The organism is Pseudomonas sp. ADAK18, assembly GCF_012935695.1.
Taxonomy (GTDB): Bacteria; Pseudomonadota; Gammaproteobacteria; order Pseudomonadales; family Pseudomonadaceae; genus Aquipseudomonas.
Genome location: NZ_CP052859.1, coordinates 5,374,812 through 5,393,381 on the forward strand (window position 1 = coordinate 5,374,812; position 18,570 = coordinate 5,393,381).

At 59.8% G+C, this 18,570-nt stretch carries 19 protein-coding genes and 1 pseudogene; 8 read left to right on the top strand and 12 right to left on the bottom strand.

What is annotated here, in order from left to right; translation table 11 throughout:
* The first annotated feature begins 36 nt into the window (after window positions 1-36).
* On the top strand, window positions 37-501 hold the full coding sequence (locus tag HKK55_RS24425) for a TIGR02444 family protein (RefSeq protein WP_169356945.1): 465 nt from the start codon (window positions 37-39) through the stop codon (window positions 499-501).
* A gap of 197 nt (window positions 502-698) precedes the next feature.
* On the opposite strand, the pseudogene HKK55_RS24430 reads toward HKK55_RS24425, so the two are convergent.
* A pseudogene (locus HKK55_RS24430) lies at window positions 699-1,838 on the bottom strand (AlgP family protein); the annotation flags it as partial.
* 192 nt (window positions 1,839-2,030) lie between these two features.
* Here HKK55_RS24430 and HKK55_RS24435 point away from each other — a divergent pair.
* Complete coding sequence (locus tag HKK55_RS24435) at window positions 2,031-2,696, top strand: FKBP-type peptidyl-prolyl cis-trans isomerase (protein WP_169356947.1); 666 nt, start codon at window positions 2,031-2,033, stop codon at window positions 2,694-2,696.
* Between the two features lie 59 nt (window positions 2,697-2,755).
* On the opposite strand, the gene rsd is transcribed toward HKK55_RS24435, so the two are convergent.
* The 7 genes from rsd to HKK55_RS24465 form a co-directional block, all read right to left on the bottom strand.
* Entirely contained in the window at window positions 2,756-3,214 is a 459-nt protein-coding gene (gene rsd / locus HKK55_RS24440) for a sigma D regulator (RefSeq protein WP_169356948.1), read from the bottom strand.
* A gap of 210 nt (window positions 3,215-3,424) precedes the next feature.
* Window positions 3,425-3,946: a disulfide bond formation protein B gene (locus tag HKK55_RS24445; protein ID WP_169356949.1), complete on the bottom strand. Its 522-nt coding sequence runs from the start codon at window positions 3,944-3,946 to the stop codon at window positions 3,425-3,427.
* A 236-nt stretch (window positions 3,947-4,182) separates the two neighbouring features.
* A complete protein-coding gene (locus HKK55_RS24450; RefSeq protein ID WP_169356950.1) occupies window positions 4,183-5,424 on the bottom strand; it encodes a heme biosynthesis protein HemY in 1,242 nt (413 codons plus the stop codon).
* 5 nt (window positions 5,425-5,429) lie between these two features.
* Entirely contained in the window at window positions 5,430-6,545 is a 1,116-nt protein-coding gene (locus tag HKK55_RS29355; protein ID WP_237151291.1) for a uroporphyrinogen-III C-methyltransferase, read from the bottom strand.
* A gap of 18 nt (window positions 6,546-6,563) precedes the next feature.
* On the bottom strand, window positions 6,564-7,319 hold the full coding sequence (locus tag HKK55_RS29360) for a uroporphyrinogen-III synthase (RefSeq protein WP_237151292.1): 756 nt from the start codon (window positions 7,317-7,319) through the stop codon (window positions 6,564-6,566).
* Window positions 7,316-8,257, bottom strand: coding sequence for a hydroxymethylbilane synthase (hemC, locus tag HKK55_RS24460; RefSeq protein ID WP_155582494.1), 942 nt, complete (start codon window positions 8,255-8,257; stop codon window positions 7,316-7,318). Before hemC ends, HKK55_RS29360 begins: the two co-directional genes overlap by 4 nt.
* A gap of 138 nt (window positions 8,258-8,395) precedes the next feature.
* On the bottom strand, window positions 8,396-9,142 hold the full coding sequence (locus HKK55_RS24465) for a LytTR family DNA-binding domain-containing protein (protein ID WP_169356951.1): 747 nt from the start codon (window positions 9,140-9,142) through the stop codon (window positions 8,396-8,398).
* 578 nt (window positions 9,143-9,720) lie between these two features.
* On the opposite strand from HKK55_RS24465, the gene argH reads away from it, so the two are divergent.
* On the top strand, window positions 9,721-11,115 hold the full coding sequence (gene argH, locus HKK55_RS24470; protein WP_169356952.1) for an argininosuccinate lyase: 1,395 nt from the start codon (window positions 9,721-9,723) through the stop codon (window positions 11,113-11,115).
* Between the two features lie 109 nt (window positions 11,116-11,224).
* Here argH and HKK55_RS24475 read toward each other — a convergent pair whose 3' ends face one another.
* Window positions 11,225-11,884 carry a glutathione S-transferase family protein gene (locus HKK55_RS24475; protein WP_169356953.1) on the bottom strand — a complete coding sequence of 220 codons (660 nt, stop codon included), beginning with the start codon at window positions 11,882-11,884 and terminating at the stop codon, window positions 11,225-11,227.
* 125 nt (window positions 11,885-12,009) lie between these two features.
* Between HKK55_RS24475 and HKK55_RS24480 the strand changes: the two genes are divergently transcribed.
* The 3 genes from HKK55_RS24480 (at window position 12,010) to HKK55_RS24490 (ending at window position 15,817) form a co-directional block, all read left to right on the top strand.
* Window positions 12,010-12,294, top strand: a complete 285-nt coding sequence (locus HKK55_RS24480) for a hypothetical protein (RefSeq protein ID WP_169356954.1) — start codon at window positions 12,010-12,012, stop codon at window positions 12,292-12,294.
* 259 nt (window positions 12,295-12,553) lie between these two features.
* Window positions 12,554-12,808: a TIGR02647 family protein gene (locus tag HKK55_RS24485; RefSeq protein WP_169356955.1), complete on the top strand. Its 255-nt coding sequence runs from the start codon at window positions 12,554-12,556 to the stop codon at window positions 12,806-12,808.
* A gap of 168 nt (window positions 12,809-12,976) precedes the next feature.
* Entirely contained in the window at window positions 12,977-15,817 is a 2,841-nt protein-coding gene (locus tag HKK55_RS24490) for a class I adenylate cyclase (RefSeq protein ID WP_169356956.1), read from the top strand.
* On the opposite strand, the gene rnk is transcribed toward HKK55_RS24490, so the two are convergent.
* From rnk to cyaY, 3 genes are all read right to left on the bottom strand, one after another.
* Entirely contained in the window at window positions 15,814-16,224 is a 411-nt protein-coding gene (gene rnk, locus HKK55_RS24495; protein WP_169356957.1) for a nucleoside diphosphate kinase regulator, read from the bottom strand. The genes HKK55_RS24490 and rnk overlap by 4 nt on opposite strands.
* A 131-nt stretch (window positions 16,225-16,355) precedes the next feature.
* Window positions 16,356-16,574, bottom strand: coding sequence for a DUF1289 domain-containing protein (locus HKK55_RS24500; RefSeq protein WP_169356958.1), 219 nt, complete (start codon window positions 16,572-16,574; stop codon window positions 16,356-16,358).
* A gap of 2 nt (window positions 16,575-16,576) precedes the next feature.
* A complete protein-coding gene (gene cyaY / locus HKK55_RS24505) occupies window positions 16,577-16,909 on the bottom strand; it encodes an iron donor protein CyaY (RefSeq protein WP_169356959.1) in 333 nt (110 codons plus the stop codon).
* Window positions 16,910-17,148: 239 nt separating this feature from the next.
* Between cyaY and HKK55_RS24510 the strand changes: the two genes are divergently transcribed.
* Both HKK55_RS24510 and lysA read left to right on the top strand, forming a co-directional pair.
* Entirely contained in the window at window positions 17,149-17,310 is a 162-nt protein-coding gene (locus HKK55_RS24510) for a lipoprotein (protein ID WP_169356960.1), read from the top strand.
* A gap of 9 nt (window positions 17,311-17,319) precedes the next feature.
* On the top strand, window positions 17,320-18,567 hold the full coding sequence (gene lysA, locus HKK55_RS24515; RefSeq protein WP_169356961.1) for a diaminopimelate decarboxylase: 1,248 nt from the start codon (window positions 17,320-17,322) through the stop codon (window positions 18,565-18,567).
* Window positions 18,568-18,570: the final 3 nt, after the last annotated feature.

An 18,570-nucleotide genomic window follows, 5' to 3' on the forward strand; every position in this document is an offset into this window, starting at 1 on the left:
CTACCAGCTTCGTTGACCGCTGGCTTGGGTAGGAATATGTGCGCTGACCTGTGGAGCTTTGCCCTCTCGACTTATGCCCGTCCGGGTGTAGAGAACGCTTGCCTGCGCTTGCAGGAGCAGGGGGTCGATGTGTGCCTGTTGCTCTGCGGTTTATGGCTGGAGCAGCGAGGCGTGACGCTTGAGCCGACTCGTTTGCTGGCACTGCGGCAGATTGCAGAACCCTGGCAGGCCGAGGTGGTCGAGCCGCTACGACAAGTGCGTAAGCAATGGCGGGCCATGGCGCAGCAGGACACCGAGTTGGGGGCATTACGGGAGCGGATCAAAGCCCTGGAGCTGGAAGCCGAACAGCAGCTGTTATCACGCCTGGAAACCCGAGCACTGGAATGGCCGACGGGTGAAGCAACGTATCAGCGTACATGGCTTGAAGGACTGGCGGCCGAGGCCGCCAACCTTGACCACGACGCGCTGCATCAGCTGCGCGTCGCGGCCACCGGCACTTAGGAAGCGCTGGTTGGGGTGGTGCTTGCAGCCGGTGCAGGGGTGCTGCTGACCGTCGCGGTTGGCGCTGCAGCGCTGGCCGCAGGTGCTGCCGGGGCAGCCGGCTTGGCAGCAGGTGCCGCAGGTTTTGCAGCTGGCGCTTTAGCAACAACAGGCTTGGCCGCTGGTTTTGCGGCAGCTGGCTTAGCGGCTGGTTTTACAGCAGCAGGTTTAGCGGCCGGCTTCGCAGCAGGTTTTGCAGCAGCTGGCTTGGCGGCTGGTTTTGCAGCAGCAGTTTTAGCCGCTGGCTTTGCGGCAGGCTTCGCAGCAGGTTTCGCCGCAGCTGGCTTGGCGGCTGGTTTTGCAGCAGCAGTTTTAGCCGCTGGCTTTGCGGCAGGCTTCGCCGCAGTTGGCTTGACGGCTGGTTTTGCAGCAGCGGTTTTAGCCGCTGGCTTTGCGGCTGGCTTCGCAGCAGGTTTCGCCGCAGTTGGCTTGGCGGCTGGTTTTGCAGCAGCGGTTTTAGCCGCTGGCTTTGCGGCCGGCTTCGCAGCAGGTTTCGCCGCAGTTGGCTTGGCGGCTGGTTTTGCAGCAGCGGTTTTAGCCGCTGGCTTTGCGGCCGGCTTCGCAGCAGGTTTCGCCGCAGTTGGCTTGGCGGCTGGTTTCGCAGCAGCGGTTTTAGCCGCTGGCTTTGCGGCCGGCTTCGCAGCAGGTTTTGCCGTAGCTGGCTTGGCGGCTGGTTTCGCAGCAGCGGTTTTTGCAGCTGGTTTGGCGGCCGGCTTCACAGCAGGTTTAGCTGCTGGTTTGGCGGCGCTGGCAGCGGCTTTTTTCACTGCAGGCTTCGCAGCGGGTTTCGCCGGTGCTTTGGTCGCAGGCTTGGCTGCAGCTTTCGCAGGCGCTTTTGCTGCCACGGCTTTGCTGGCTGGTTTTTTCGCCGCGCTCGCAGCAGCGGCTTTAACCGGTGCACGAGTGCTCAGTACCTTGCCAACGGCTTCTTTCACACGACCAACGCCCTGAGCCAGTTTCAGACTCTCTTGAGCATCGCGCTTGAGTTGCAGAATGTAGGTGCGGGTTTCGGATTGACGATCCTTGAGGGCGTCGAGCAAGTCCTCAAGTTCTTTGACTGCACCCTTGGTCTTGGCTTGTGCCTTGGCTTTGCCGGCGCTTGCTGCGTCTTGCAGTTTGGAGCGGGATTTGTGCAGTTTTTCTTGAGCCTTGCCGCGTTGTTTTTCCAGCTTGGCGAGCAGCTTTTCAGCATCAGCCAAGGCTTGGGAACAAGCGCTTTCCAAATGTTCGAGCAGGCTGCTCGATAGCTGTTGGAGCAAGTGCAATGGGGTATTTACAGGCTTCTGTTTGGCCGACATGGTTTACCTCCTGGCTGACGTGGGTGCGGCTCATACTAGCCCTCTGCTCTTACCGCCGCTAGGGCATGTTGACAGTATCGAATGCGTTGCGTTGCACTGCATGGAAATTCTTATCGATATAACGAAAAGCCACTCCAGTTTTTGTGCATTCACACTGGCATAATCCACCGCACTTTCGGCTGGAGAACACCCATGTCGCGTTACCTTTTTTTAGCCTTGGGTTTGTCACTTTCCGTGGCCAACGCGGGCGAGCAATCCCCTGTCAAAGACCGCCACGACCTGGCCTACAGCCTGGGCGCGAGCCTGGGTGAACGCCTGCGCCAGGAAGTCCCCGACCTGCAAATCCAGGCACTGATCGACGGCCTCAAGCAAGCCTACCAAGGCAGGCCACTGGCGCTGGACGATGCGCGCATCGAACAGATCCTGGCCCAACACGAAGCACAGGCTGCAACCGTCGACCAAGTTCCACAAAGTGAAAAGGTCCTCGCCGCCGAGCAACAATTTTTATCCAGGGAGAAAGCCAAGAGCGGCGTACGCGAATTGGCAGACGGGATCTTGCTGATCGAGCTGGCTCCCGGTAATGGAAAAAAACCGACGGCCAATGATCGGGTTCAGGTGACGTATGTTGGACGGCTGCCCGATGGAACGATCTTTGACCAGAGCAAACAACCGCAATGGTTTCGCCTGGACAGTGTGATCAGTGGCTGGCGCAGCGCGTTGCAGCAGATGCCGGTCGGCGCGAAATGGCGCCTGGTGATTCCATCGGCCCAGGCTTATGGCGCAGACGGTGCAGGCGAGTTGATCCCGCCCTACACGCCTCTGGTATTCGAGATCGAACTGCTCGGCGCGAGCAGCTAGCCAAACGAAAAACGGTGCGCAATGCGCACCGTTTTTTTATCTTGCCGACAATCAAGCTTTCAGGCTTTGGCCGCCAACTCTTCCTTGTGGGCGTTGTGCAGCACTTCGATCAGACAGTCTTCCAACTCGAAACGCTCGTGGAGCAGACCGCCCAGCTCCTTGAATTTTTCTGCTACGCATTGGCCGGCATCACACAGATCATTGAAGGCCAGCAGCTTTTCGGTGATGACGTCGATACGCGGGTAGAGCGTCTCTGCCAGGTCCAGGCCCCGCTGATCATCGAAAGCCTCGGCTTCCTTGGTCAACTGCTCGTAGACACCGAAGTGCCCCGCAGACACATAATCCACCAGCGCACCACAGAACTCTTGCAGTGGCTTGCGGTTCTCACCCAACGCCTCAGGCTTGGCGCCGAGAGCATCAAAGGCCCGAACCAGTTCGTGACGTGCCTTCAACCAACCATCGATCAGTTTGTGCACACCACCCCAGCGCTCCTGAGCATTCTGACAAGTTTCCAGCATGATGATCTCTCTTCCCTATAGGGGCGGTGCCGCCCTCTGCCCGCGCAACACTTCAAGGATTAAAGCGGCCACCGGACAAAGCCGCATCGAACAAGCGGTTTCAATAACACGTGCGGGCCAGATTATGCCCGCATGACTATGGCTTCAAGGTACGCAGGAGAGAAAGTTCATACAAGTGTTTAATCCCGTCCTACATCCTGCGACCTTGAGTCAGTGCTTCGCCAGACGTAAACGCTGACTGAACAACAAGCGGGAAAACTGTGTAGCGCCCAGGATCAACATCGCGACAAAGAACAGCAGACTCCATTCGGGAAGGCTCAGATCAAACAACGTCCAGTTGATTTCGACGCAGTCGACATTTCCCTGAAATGCCCGCTTCAAGGCCTCCCAGAACGACAGGCTTTCGATCATGTGTTGCAGGCTGGGCCAGCAGCCGGGCAGCTGATCCAACGGGATGTTCTGCAACAACACCTGGCGCACTGCGGTGATGGCTCCGAGCAGTGCACACCCCATGCTCATCACCCCATACAAATAGACGCCATGGCGCTTAGGGCCATGAACCGCTGCCACCAGGTTGATCAACGTGAAGGCAGTCAACAGAATCCGCTGCACCATGCACAGGAAGCAAGGACGCAACAGGGCTCCGTATTCGAGGTACAAGGATGCGCCCAAAGTCAGCGCACCAGCCATAAACGCCAGGAGGAACAGGGAGCGTGAGTGGGCCAAAGACATTGTTTATCCGCAACGCAAGAGATAGGTGGTTACGGTAGAGGAAAGGCCTTACCCCTTTCAATACGCGCCGGCGCAGACGATTCTGCGAGAGCGTAGGGATATCCCGTCAGAACCGAGAGGATTGAATGCAAACCTGCGTAGGAGTTTACCGATCGGTCGTTTTAGTCGCCCCTATCAGGCGATGTTGAGGGGTTGGACCAGACAATTCTGAACCAACCTCTTCATGGTTTCCTACTTCAAACCCGCGTCGGTACGGGGAGCGGCGAAGCCAGTAAGCGCTTGTCCAAAAGCCCCAGGCCTTCCTGGAACAATTGGTTACTGCGCTCGGTATCTCCCAACTGCGCCAGCAAGCGTGCCAGTTCGGCACAGGCCTCGGGATTACGTTGAACCTGCAAACTGCTTTCCAGATAATCCCGCGCCTTGCCCCACAAACTATTTTGCAGGCAGAGACGACCCAACGTCAGCAACAGGCTGGCATCCCCCGGATGGTCCTTGAGCCAGCCTTCGGCAAACTTCAATTGCCGCGCTGGATCACTGCCCCGCAGCAAGCCGTACAGCCTGATCAAATGGCTGTCATACCCGCGCTTGATCGCACCACGCAATACTTCTTCGGCCGTGGTGTCCGCACCCAACTGGCGCAATTGCTCGGCGTAGGCCAATACCAGTGCAGGTTCCTGACGCTGAGCAGACGTCAATTGTTGCCACGCCCGCTCAAGGGATTGCTGGCCGGCCTCGCCTTGCTCTTCACGCTGAGCGGCCAGGGTCAAGTTCTCACCCCAGGCCCGACGCTCCAGATCCGCCAGTTCGGTAACGGGCAACACCTTGTCCTTGCGCAGCTCCGGCAACAACCGAATCACCGAGGACCAGTCTCCACGCTGTTGATGCAGCCGTTGCAACTGACGCAACACCTGAACGTTGTGTGGATGGCGCTCATGCATGGCTTGCAACGTGACCAGGGCCGCTTCGGTGTCGCCACGGTCCATCTGTAACTGGGCGTGGCTCAGAGCCACTGCCAGCTCGGCTTGAGGCTGGCGCTCGAGCGCACGCTCCAGCAAGCCGTCGGCCTCTTCATAACGCCCCTGCTCGTTGGCCGCTCGGGCCGCACCGAGGTAGTACAACAGCGGTTGACGCTCTGCTTCGGCGGCGCGCTGCAGATGGCGCTCGGCACTGGCCCAGCGGCCTTCGGCAAGGTCCATCTGGCCCTGTTCAATGGCAATCTGCACCCGACGACTACGGTTGCGCCGCGACCATGGATTGACCACGCCACCGGATGTCGTCACCAGACTCAGCAGCACTCTGATCAGATAGATCACCAGACCCACTACAAACAGCGCCACCAGGGTCGACCACAGCCCGGACTCGTAATGCAGCACATGGGGATAAGTAATCAGCACGTAGCCGGTGTGTTTTGAAATGCCCACGCCCAATGCCAAGGCAATCGCAATCGCCACCACCAGGATCACGTAGAAACGCTTCATCGGCTTTACTCCTGGGTCGCCGGCGCGCCAGCAGAAGCCTTGGCTTCATCGGCAGACAGATGACGACGTTCAAGGTAAGCCTGCACAGCAGCCAGGCTTGCAGCCAGGTCCGGGGTCACCACCGAGACGGCCTTGGGTTCCAGCTCGGCTATCCGGGCCAACATGGCCTGGCTTTGCGGGTTGTTCTGGTTGAAGTTGCCCTGCAAGACACTGCGGGCCTCGCCCAACGAACGGGTATACACCGCCGGCTCACCATTAAGGGCAGCCCATTGTGCCTGCTCCAACGCCAGGCTCAGGGCCAGGCGTACCTGGTTCAGGCCCTGGCCGGCCAGCAGCGGACGGATGTTGTCGTCCGGATTGAAGTCGATGCGGAAATAGCGGGAAATCTGCTCCCACCATTGGCTCCAGCGGTTTTCAGTATCGGTGGTTGGACGACCTGACTGCGGGGCATCCTGAAGCTGATACTCAGGCGAGATAGCTGCCAGTTGCACCACCTGATCGCGCAGGGCCGCCAGTTGCAGATACAACCCGGTACGATCCGGTTGCTCGACACTGCGCAACGCGGCGAGACTCTTGGCCAACTGCTCACGGGCAGCATAGGAACCCGGATCGCTCTGCTCACGAAGTATCTCGTCGGCACCCTGGACCAGCGCCTGAGCACTGTTGATGTCCTGCAAGGCAGACAAACGCAAACTGGCCAGGCGCAACAAATGTTCGGCTTCGGCCAGGCGCCAGTCCTTACGACTGGCACCCAGCACGGTTTCCAGACGCTGGTTCAAGCGCTGCTGATCACCCTGTAATTGCGCCACCAGACGGCGACGTTCTTCCAGCTCATCAGCGCCCGGCAACTGTGCCAGGCGTGCAGCCAACTGCTGCTGGCTCTGCTTGAGGCTCTGGGATTGATCGTCCAGGGTTTGCACCTGTCCCGACTGCTGCTGAGTGCTCGCTTGCAGGGCGCGGACCTGCCAGATCCCCCAGCCACCAGCCGCAACGCCCGCAGCACCGAGCAACAAGGCCACGATTGCCAGGCCATTGCCACGGCGTGGAGCAGTGACCGGTGTCTCAACAGGCGCATCAAGCGCGGGCTGGGCTTCATCTTTGGGCAAGGCTGTTTCGCTCACGTATCCATCCTTTGCGTATCAGAGAGTGGGCTCGGCAAAGCTGCGTAGCGCCACTAACAAAGCCGCAGCACTCGCGCCACGACAATCCACAACTTTACTTGCACCAGCAGCACGCGCCATCTTGGCGACTCGCGGGCTGGGCACGAACAGCGGTAACTGTGTTACCTGGGGCCAATCGGGGCCAGCCAAGGCTTGCAGATGTAAAAAACCCTGCCCACTGCTGACCACCAGGCCGTTCAAGCGTTCCACCTGAATGCGCTGCATCAACGTACCGGCGGTGTAGGCCGGCAGGAAACGGCGATACAACTCCAGATAGTCGACACTAGCACCTAGATCACGCAAGCGCTCAGCCAGCAACTCTCGCCCGCCTTCGCCGCGTAGGATCAATACCCGTGCATTGGGTCGTGCGATAGCGTCGCGCAACTGGGGTAAATCAAGCAAGGCCTCGCTGTCGTCGCCGTCCGGCGGGTAGCTGACATCAAGGCCGTGCTCGGCCAGCACCTGCGCCGTCGCCGCCCCAACGCTGAACCATGGTTGAGATGGCGCTTGATCAAGCCGCTGCAGAGCAAACCGCGCGGCCGGCTTGCTCACCGCGATCACAGCGCAGTATCGATCCAGATGACGGAAAACCGCTTGCTGCTCAGCGGTGGCAAGCAGCTCTTCGATTTCCAGTAACGGCAGGCTGCTGCTGAATATTGCGCTTTCGGACAGTGTCGCCGCCAAGGCTGCGGACTCTTCCGTCGGCCGGGTCAACAACACACGCCAGCCTGTCACTGCGGACCGGCCTCGCCGTAGACCGCTTGCAGGATGGCGCCGGCACCTTTCTCCAACAACTCCTCGGCCACCTTGATACCAAGGCTCGTGGCCTCACTTTGCGGGCCGCGTATCTCTGCCGTCAGCAGAAGCCCGCCGCTCGGATCCCCCACCAGGCCACGCAGCCAAAGGTTCTCGCCTTCAAGCACGGCGTAGCAGGCGATTGGCACCTGGCAACCACCGTTAAGGTGTTTGTTCAGCGCACGTTCGGCGGTGACGCGAATTTCAGTGTCGGCATGATCAAGGGGTTTGAGCAATGCATGGATTTCGCTGTCTGCCGTGCGGCACTCAATCCCGACGGCGCCCTGCCCGCCGGCGGGCAAGCTGTCTTCGACGCTGATGGCGGAAGTGATGCGGTCTTCGAAACCCAAACGGATCAAACCGGCTGCCGCCAGGATGATCGCGTCATATTCCCCGGCATCCAGCTTGGCCAGACGAGTATTGACGTTACCTCGCAGGAAGCGGATTTGCAGGTCTGGGCGGCGGGTCAGCAACTGGGCCTGACGACGCAAACTGGAGGTCCCAACGATGCTGCCCAAAGGCAATTCATCCAGGGAGGCATAGGTATTGGAAACGAACGCATCGCGCGGGTCTTCGCGCTCGCAGATGCAAAACAGGCCCAGGCCTTCGGGGAAGTCCATCGGCACGTCTTTCATCGAGTGCACGGCGATGTCGGCCTCGTTCTCCAACAGCGCGGTCTCCAGTTCCTTGACGAACAGGCCCTTGCCACCGATTTTCGACAGCGGCGAGTCCAGCAGCTTGTCGCCACGACTGACCATGGGCACCAGGGACACCTTGAGGCCTGGATGGGCCTGTTCAAGGCGTGCTTTGACGTATTCGGCCTGCCATAAGGCCAAGGCGCTTTTACGGGTGGCGATGCGGATTTCGCGAGAGGACATGGATCAATCCGTACTGAATAGATACGGCAGATAATAACAGCTCAGGCAAATACGCTTTGATTTGAATCAGCAAGTGCGGGGCCTCCCTGGCCGCATCGCACCGGGATATGGGATGCTGGAACCGGCGCAGCCCTTGGGTTAAAGCTGCTGCATCATCTTGCGTACACCGGCGACATGGCGCCGGCTGACGATCAAGGCGTCGCCATTGAGCCCTTTCAAAAACAACTGAAAGTGCCCAAGCGGCGTGCGCTGCAGGCGCTCGATACGCTCTCGGGCTACCAGCGCATTGCGATGGATGCGCACGAAGCGGTCGCCAAACTCGTCTTCCAGGGCCTTGAGCGGCTCATCGAGCAACACTTCACCGGCCTCGTGACGCAACGTCACGTACTTGTGATCGGCAATGAAGTAGACCACCTGGCTCAGGGGAATCAGCTCGATACCCTTGCGAGTCCGGGCACTGATATGGCTGCGCGGCCCGTTACCGCTTTGCGCCGCGGGCTGGGTCAGGGCGGCGAGTTGTATACGGTTGGGTCGCTCGGCCTTTTTCAGCGCCTTGAGCAGGGCGTCGGCACTGACTGGTTTGGCCAGGAAGCTGACACCGCTGGCCTGCAGGGCATCCGAGGAAAACTCATCCTCGGCGGCGCACAGCACCAATGCCGGCGGCGACTCGCGCTCACTCAAGCGCGCGGCAACCTGCAAGCCGTCAAGGCCTGGCATGCGGATATCGAGCAGCACGACATCCGGCTTCAGGCTGTCAATCAAGGCCAATGCCTCGTCGCCACTGGTGGCGCTCGGCTCCAGGACACTGTATCCCTCGAGTTCGCTGACCATACGGCTCAGTCGCTCGCGGGCTTGGGGTTCGTCATCAACGATCAGGACATTCATATTGCGCTGGATTCCTGCGTGAGTCTCGCACAAGGATAGCGTAGACAGGTGCGGTGACTTCCGTCACGGCGATCCACGCTAAGACTAGCGTGAGCGGCAAAAAGTGCCCCGAGAGTGGCACCAATATTTACCCGGACCTGTTCAATGCCGCCTGGAGCCCGATGCCGTAGGGCACCGTCGTAGGGTTTGCTGATACACAATACGAACACCCCCTCTCTTTATGGTTAGCCTGGAGTTCGACCTCACCGCCTGACATTGGTGCGCTGCACCACGGCCTTCACCTTCTGTCAGTACAACTACCTATCAGTGCAACTGTAGACGTTCGCGAAGACGATATTGCTCAATCGTCAAATATCGTTTCAATAAACACCTCTTGTTTACCCCAAGGACCGACCGCGTTAAACCCCCCGTTCAATCCTGGCTCCAGTCTCTTCCCGGACGAGGCCGACGGCAAGGCACTTAGCCACCCTTCAAACAAATAAAAATGCCGACACGCCGCAGCATCGCCTCCAAGGGCAACCCTGTTATTATCGGCGGCACACTTTCATGCCCTCTTTCAGCAGATCACGAGCGAATCCATGAGCACCGACAAGACCAACCAGTCCTGGGGCGGCCGCTTCAGTGAGCCCGTCGACGCCTTCGTCGCGCGTTTCACCGCCTCCGTCACCTTCGACCAGCGCCTCTATCGCCACGACATCATGGGCTCCATCGCCCACGCCACGATGCTGGCCAAGGTCGGCGTGCTGACCGAGGCCGAGCGCGACAGCATCGTCGACGGCCTGACCAACATCCGTGGTGAGATCGAAGCCGGTACCTTCGATTGGCGCGTCGACCTGGAAGACGTGCACATGAACATTGAGGCCCGCCTCACCGACCGCATCGGCGTGACCGGCAAAAAACTGCACACCGGTCGCAGCCGTAATGACCAGGTGGCCACCGATATTCGCCTGTGGCTGCGGGACGAGATCGACCTGATCCTCGCTGAAATCACCCGCCTGCAGAAAGGCCTGCTGGAGCAGGCCGAACGCGAGTCGGGCACCATCATGCCCGGCTTCACTCACTTGCAGACCGCACAGCCAGTGACCTTCGGCCACCATTTGCTGGCCTGGTTCGAAATGCTCAGCCGCGACTACGAGCGTCTGGTGGACTGCCGCAAGCGTGCCAACCGCATGCCTTTGGGCAGCGCCGCGCTGGCGGGCACCACCTACCCGATCGACCGCGAATACACCGCACAACTGCTGGGTTTCGACGCCGTTGGCGGCAACTCGCTGGATGGCGTGTCAGACCGTGACTTCGCCATCGAATTCTGCGCCGCAGCCAGCATTGCGATGATGCACTTGTCGCGGTTCTCCGAAGAACTGGTGTTGTGGACCAGCGCGCAATTCCAGTTCATCGACCTGCCGGACCGCTTCTGCACCGGCAGCTCGATCATGCCGCAAAAGAAAAACCCCGACGTGCCAGAGCTGGTACGCGGCAAAAGCGGCCGGGTGTTCGGCGCGCTGATGGGCCTGCTGACCCTGATGAAAGGCCAACCCCTGGCCTACAACAAGGACAACCAGGAAGACAAAGAACCGCTGTTCGACGCCGCCGATACCCTACGCGACTCGCTGCGGGCCTTTGCCGACATGATCCCCGCGATCAAACCCAAGCACGCCATCATGCGTGAAGCAGCCCTGCGCGGTTTCTCCACTGCCACCGACCTGGCCGATTACCTGGTACGCCGTGGCCTGCCGTTCCGTGACTGCCACGAAATCGTCGGCCACGCCGTGAAATACGGTGTGGACACTGGCAAGGACCTGGCGGAAATGAGCCTGGAAGAACTGCGTCGGTTCAGTGACCAGATCGAACAGGACGTGTTTGCGGTGCTGACCCTGGAAGGTTCGGTGAATGCCCGTAACCATATCGGCGGGACTGCGCCGGCGCAGGTGAAAGCCGCGGTTGTGCGCGGTCAGGAACTGCTCGCAAGCCGCTAAAAGCTTCGCGAGCAAGTCTAATCGTCGCACCGCCGCGCCCACATTTGGAATGCATTCCAAATGTGGGCGCTGGCTTGCTCACGAAGGCGCCATCACAGACACCCAAGCTCTACTTCTTAGCCGCAATCATCGCCATAAAAGCCGGCATCGCCGCTTCCCTGTCCGCTGCCACTCGCTGAGCATTGGGCAGTGCATGCAGACGCTCCAACAGTGCCTTGAGCGCTGGCAACTCAGCCAGGAAATCCAGACCAAACAGCTTCTCACCCACAGCGCGGGCCAGATTCACGCTGTACATGAAGTACAGGTCCGCAATTGTGAAGCTGTCTCCCGCCACATAAGGCGCGAACTTGCCATGGCGCCCCAACGAAGCAATCCCCAGCAGCAACTCAGCCTTGGACTTTTCCTTGATCGCCTCCGGTACCGGCATGCCGAAGAACGCTTCGGCGAAGCAAGCCCGGGCGGGCAGCTCGATATACAACTCGATCTCCCGGCACAACGCCAACACCTGCGCCCGCTGGAAGGGGTCGCCGGGTAATAGCGCAGGCCCCGACTGAGTCTGCTCGATGTACTCGAGGATCACGCTGGTTTCATTGATGAAGCCTTGCGCAACACCCAACACCGGCACCTTGCCACGGGGGCTTACGGCCAGGGCTTCAGGGGTTTGGCCTGCGTAGAAAGGCACCTCTTCAAAGGGTAGCCCTTTCTCCAGCAGCGCCAGCTTGACCATGTTGTAGTAGTTGCTGACCGAAAATCCATAAAGCTTGAGCATCACAAAGCCTCCAGGCCGTGTACGGGGTTGGCAGCGCTTGTTATAGAACGTCCGACCGTGCCTGACCAGCAGCATCACCCGACTGAATGGGGGTAGACTGGCGCCCTTTCCTTCAGGAGCCTGCCATGAGCGAGCCAACCGATATCGACAACGACGAAGAAGAGTTCGCCGAAACCACCTTGATTGAAGCGATCGAAAACCAGATCGAAAGCGACAACCCGCCTGCCGCCAAGGCGACGTTCAACAAACTGACCCTGGTGGGTTATGAGCGCGAAGACATCCTGCAGATGATGGCCCACGTGCTTGCCGTCGAGATTGATGCCCTGCTTGAAGAAGACCGCGCCTTCAATACCGAATGGTACGAAACCGCCTTGCGCGCACTGCCAGAATTGCCGCCAGAAAACTCGTAACACTCATAATTGCGGTCGAACATCGATCCATGTGGGAGCTGGCTTGCCTGCGATGTCGTCGGCACGGCCAATATTACAGTCGCCTGACACACTGCTATCGCAGGCAAGCCAGCTCCCACCCTGGATCCTCGTGACCGCACCATTTGCGTTCATCCTGCGTCATGTCAACACTCCACGACTTCCTGCTGGACAGCTCGCCCAAGTGCGTTCACCTTATGGCTGCTAACGCCTAAAAATTCCTAGAAAGTCTGGAGTCCTTATGTCGTATACCCCTGAGTTGGTTGCCGAACTGGAAATCCTTGCACTCTTCAACCTGGGCAGCTCCCAGGAAGGTCTGAAAGTTCATCAGACCGCCGCTCCGACTGCCATTGCCGCTGCCAAGAGCCTGTTTGATAAAAAATTGATCGACCAGCCAGACGGGGGCTACCTGACCAGCCTTGGCCGGGACGCTGCCGAGCACGCCCAAGTCCTGCTGACCATTCTTACCACCAGCAATACCAAAGAAGCCGCCTGACACCACGCATCGCCCACGGGATCCTCTTTTCACGGATTCCGCGGGCATTCCTGCGCCCGCGATAAAATCCTGACGTCAAAAACAAATTCCGCTTAAACGTCCTACGCTACTGACTGTAAACTCCCACACGGCTGCCCACGTCGGGCCCTGCGAGCCACCGAGTTCCACATGACCCGCACCCACGAGATCCGCCCCGACCTGGACGAAGGCATCGACCGCAAGGTGCTGGCCCAACTGCGCGCGCGGTTTCTAGCCCTGAATGAAGGGCGTATCGCCCGGGCCATCGAGGGGCTGACCCCACGTCAACAGAGCGTGCTGACCCTGCTGCCGTTGTTTTTCCACGTCAACCACCCGTTGTTGCCTGGCTATGTTTCAGGCAGCACACCGGCAGGGTTGTCGAACTTCGAACCCGACGCTTCGGTGCTAGCCGAAGCCCAGCGCCTGACTCGTTCGTTCTCCTACAAAGCCCGCCATGGCAACCCGCCACGACCGATTCATGGCCTGTTTCTGATGGGCAGCCTGGGCACCCTCGCCCAAGCGGATCAAAGTGATATGGACGTGTGGGTCTGTCATGCCCCCGACCTGAGCGAGAGCGAACTGGCCGAACTGCGCAAAAAATGCCAACTGCTAGAGGCCTGGGCCCTGACCATGGGTGCCGAGGCGCATTTTTTCCTGATCGAGCCGACCCGGTTTGTCCTGGGCGAGCGCGATACCCAACTCAGCTCCGACGACTGCGGTACCACCCAGCACTACCTGCTGCTGGACGAGTTCTATCGCACCGCCATCTGGCTGGCCGGGCGCACGCCGATCTGGTGGCTGGTGCCGGTCTATGAAGAAACCCGTTACGCCGAATTCACTCACGCGCTGATTTCCAAACGTTTTATCCCTGCCGATGAAACCCTCGATCTGGGCCACCTGGCTCATATCCCGCCCGGGGAATTTATCGGGGCCGGCCTGTGGCAGTTGTTCAAGGGTATCGAGTCCCCGTACAAGTCAGTGCTCAAACTGCTGCTGACCGAGGTCTACGCCAGCGAACACCCGAACGTGCAATGCCTGAGCCTGCGCTTCAAACGTGCGGTGTTCGCCAACCAAGTGGACCTGGATGAGCTGGACCCGTACATCGTGGTTTACCGACGTATCGAGGAGTACCTCAAGGCCCGCAATGAACCCGAGCGCCTGGAACTGGTACGGCGCAGCCTGTACCTGAAGGTGAACCGCAAACTCAGCGCTGGCCAACGCTCGTCAGGCTGGCAACGCCAACTGCTTGAACGCCTGGCCAACGAGTGGGGATGGGATCAACGACAACTGGCCCTGCTCGACAGCCGCAGCCAGTGGAAAGTCCGCCAGGTTGCTTCCGAACGCCGCGCCCTGGTCAACGAGCTCAACTACAGCTACCGCTTCCTGACCCAGTTTGCCCGTACCGAACAGACCGTCAGCCTGATCAACAAGCGCGACCTCAATGTGCTCGGTCGGCGCTTGTATGCCGCTTTCGAACGCAAGGCCGGCAAGGTCGAGTTCATCAACCCCGGGATTGCCCCGGACCTGGCCGAAGACACCCTGACGCTGGTCCACTCGCCCAATCGCAAAGAGCCGGGCCAACATCATTGGGGCCTGTACAACGGCAACCTGAACGCCCTGGAATGGGAGCACTTCGCGCCGATCAAACGCAGCCGGGACCTGCTGGAAATGCTCACCTGGTGCCATCGCAACGGTGTGATCGACAGCAGCACCCGCCTGGCCTTGCACCCAGGCGCCAGCGACATGACCGAATTTGAGCTGTTCAACCTGCTGGGCAGCCTGCAACAGACCATCTCCCTGCCCCTGGCGAGCGTCGACGAAGAGCACCTGCTGCGTACGGCGGTGCCCAACGAAGTGCTGTTGCTGATCAACGTCGGTGTCGACCCGCTCAAACATCACCGTGACCTGAATATCCTGATGACCACCGAGCGTACCGACTCCTTGAGTTACGCAGGCGTGCGGGAAAACCTGGTATTGACCCTGGACCAGGTCACGGTCAACAGCTGGAACGAGGTGATGGTCAGCCGCTATGACGGCCCCCATGCACTGCTCGATTGCCTGCGGGACTACTTGAACCAACTGCCGCCCAATCAATTGCCGAGACTCCGGGTGCGCTGCTTCTGTCATAACCGCGCGCAATTCATTGCCCTGCGAGTGGAAGAAGTTTTCGACACCGCGCAAAACCTGCTGCTCGGCCAGCTCAATCATCGCTACCTGCTTCAGGTGCAGCAGCACTATCACGTGATGGAGTTGGCGGCGGGGCACGTCAATCATGTGTCCTTGGCCAGCCAGCAGGCATTGATCGGCTACCTCAGTGAGGAGTTGGCCAGCTACAGCCCGCTGCACCTGGACGCCATGGCCCTGGAAGACCATGACTTGGCGTTGCTGCTGCCCATGGGCCGGCCCGACTGTGTGCAGGTGTTCTACCGGATCAACGAAGCCTTCGCCGAGCTGTACGTGCTCGACGAGTTCAATGCCCTCTGGCAACAGCGCCTGCCGTTTCACGACGAGCAAAGCCTGCTGGTACCGTTGCAGCGCTTCCTGCAGTCGATCATCTACCGCCGCGATGCGCTGTCCACTCTGGACCCGCAACAACCGCTGGGTGCGGTGCAAACGTTGTACTACCAGCTGTTGCCATCAGGTAGCGGCCGTGCGCGCCGGGCCGAACCGCGCTCCGCACCGCAGATCCCGGCCAATAAACCGTTTTATGACGTGCAGGCGATCATCGGCAAAGGCGCACCGGGTCAGGTGGGCATCACCTTGTACTGCAATCAGCGGGAGTTTTGCGAGTTGGAATTTGGCGACCAGCTATTTGCAGTGGTCGCTCAAGAGATCGTCGGGCAACGCCGGGAGACCGAACGTTACCGTTGCTACATCACCGACCTGGACCTGTCTGGCCTGCTCGGTGATGTTCAAAGCCCGAGCAATCTGTACCTGCGCTACAAGGCCGAGCTGGAGCAGGCGCTCAATCAGGCGCTGAACCAGATTTAGAGGCTGAAGGGGCCGCCGTCTTTGGGCTGGGCTTCGACACTGAGCAGTTCCAGCTTGAGGGTCTTGCCACCGGGCGCCGGCCAGTCGATGTGCTGGCCAACTTGCAGGCCCAGCAATGCGCTGCCGACCGGGGCCAGGATCGAGACCTTGCCTTGATCGGCATTCGCGTCCTTGGGGTAAACCAGGGTCAGGTGATAGTCCTTGCCACTGCCTTGCTCACGGCAATGCACACTGGAGTTCATGGTCACGACTGTTGCTGGCACCTCATCGTGGCCAACCACTGCTTCGGCACGGTCAAGTTCGTGTTGCAGGGCTTCAACGCCCGGCGAGTCCTCGCCTACACGGTCAATCAGTTGCTCAAGACGCTGCACGTCAAGACGGGTGAGGATGATGGAAGGTGCGGTCATGATTCAGGCAGACTCCTTTTTTCTGCACAAAAAAGCAAAACCCCGCCAGGAAAAGGCGGGGTTCTCACGGACCTCGATGAGTTGAGGTGTACCCGGACACTACCACAGCGCAATAAATAAACAAGCCAGGGTCAGGAGCACGCCTTGCGCTGCTCAGCTTGGGCGACGATCACCCGCCGCCGCTGATCATCGGCAGAACGCCATTCACGGATGTCTTCCACATGACGAAAGCAGCCGAGGCAGACTTTCTGCTCATCCAGCCGACATAAACTGATACAAGGTGACGGCACCGCCGGGCTGACATTACTGAACAGCGGCTTGGGCGGGCGTACAGAGACGGGCTGTATCACTATCAGATCTCGTCGAAGTCCAGCTCGACGCTGGCTTGCTCCAGCGTGAGGCGCGCGAGCATTTCGCTCAGCAGCTCATCACTCGTGTCGTGGGCCCAGCGATTTTCCTCTTCATCGTAGTCGAAGTGAAAACCACCGGAACGCGCCGCCAGCCATAGCTGACGCAGAGGCTCCTGGCGACTGAAAATCAGTTGGGTGCCATTTTCGAATTTGACGGTCAGCACGCCGGCCGAGTTCTCCAGATCCACATCCAGACCGCTCTCGTCGAAAATATCCTCCAGCGCTTGCTGGGTCGCATCCACCAGGTCGTGAAAGCGGGCTTCGGTCAAACTCATTGTGGGAACCTCGAAAAGTGTCTGGTCTCGCTCAAGCGCCGCACAATACGGACGCACCATCATGATTGCAAAGGATACCGATTTCATTACCCGCAGCCGTGTGAAATATCCTCAATTGAGGTAAGCACAATCTCGGCAATCTCGGCAAAGCCCCGCCGGACGGGTATCCCGGCGCATAGGCAAGCTGGCGGGTGGTCGGTATACTCGGGCGCAATTAATGCATATTCAAGGATTTCGCCATGAAGCGCCTGATCTCTTCCCTTGCTGCGCTCGTCGCGGTCGCTTGCCTCGTTAGTGCCTGTGGTCAAAAGGGCCCGTTGTACCTGCCAGATGACAGCAAAGATCCGAACGAGCAGGCGCAATCGTCGCAATCCAAAGCGCACAAGAACGACACCTTCTAAGGGAACACCATGGACGCTTTTAACTACCGGGACGGCGAGCTGTTCGCGGAAGGTGTCGCGCTGTCCGCCATTGCCGAGCGCTTTGGCACCCCGACCTACGTGTATTCCCGTGCCCACATCGAAGCGCAATACCGCTCCTTTGCCGATGCGCTGGAAGGCACGCCACACCTGGTGTGCTACGCAGTAAAAGCCAACTCCAACCTGGGCGTGCTCAATGTCCTGGCGCGTTTGGGCGCCGGTTTCGACATTGTCTCCCGAGGCGAGCTGGAACGTGTGCTGGCGGCTGGCGGTAAAGCGGACAAGATCGTGTTCTCCGGCGTCGGCAAGAGCCGTGAAGACATGCGCCGCGCGCTGGAAGTCGGCGTGCATTGCTTCAACGTCGAGTCCACCGACGAGCTGGAACGCCTGCAAGTGGTCGCCGCCGAGCTGGGTGTTCGCGCGCCGATCTCCCTGCGGGTCAACCCGGACGTCGATGCGGGCACTCACCCGTACATCTCCACCGGCCTCAAAGAAAACAAGTTCGGCATCGCCATTGCCGACGCCGAAGACGTCTACATCCGCGCCGCCCAGTTGCCGAACCTGGAAGTGCTGGGTGTCGACTGCCATATCGGCTCGCAACTGACCAGCCTGCCACCATTCCTCGATGCCCTCGACCGTCTGCTCGCACTGATCGACCGTCTTGGCGAGTGCGGCATCTACCTGCACCACATCGACCTCGGTGGTGGCGTGGGCGTGCGTTATCGCGATGAAGAGCCGCCACTGGTGGCCGACTACATCAAGGCCGTGCGCGAGCGTACCGAAGGCCGCGAACTGACGCTGATGTTCGAGCCGGGCCGCTATATCGTTGCCAATGCCGGCGTATTGCTGACCCAGGTCGAGTACCTCAAGCACACCGAGCACAAGGATTTCGCCATCGTCGACGCGGCGATGAACGACCTGATCCGCCCCGCGCTGTACCAGGCCTGGATGAACGTCACCGCCGTCAAACCGCGCGCAGGCGAAGGCCGCGACTACGACATCGTCGGGCCGATCTGCGAAACCGGCGACTTCCTGGCCAAGGAACGTCAGTTGGCCCTGGAAGAAGGCGATCTGCTGGCCGTGCATTCGGCCGGTGCCTACGGGTTTGTCATGAGTTCCAACTACAATACCCGCGGCCGTACCGCCGAGGTGCTGGTGGACGGTGATCAAGCGTTTGAAGTGCGTCGCCGCGAGACGGTAGCCGAGTTGTATGCTGGCGAAAGCCTGCTGCTGGAGTAAGAC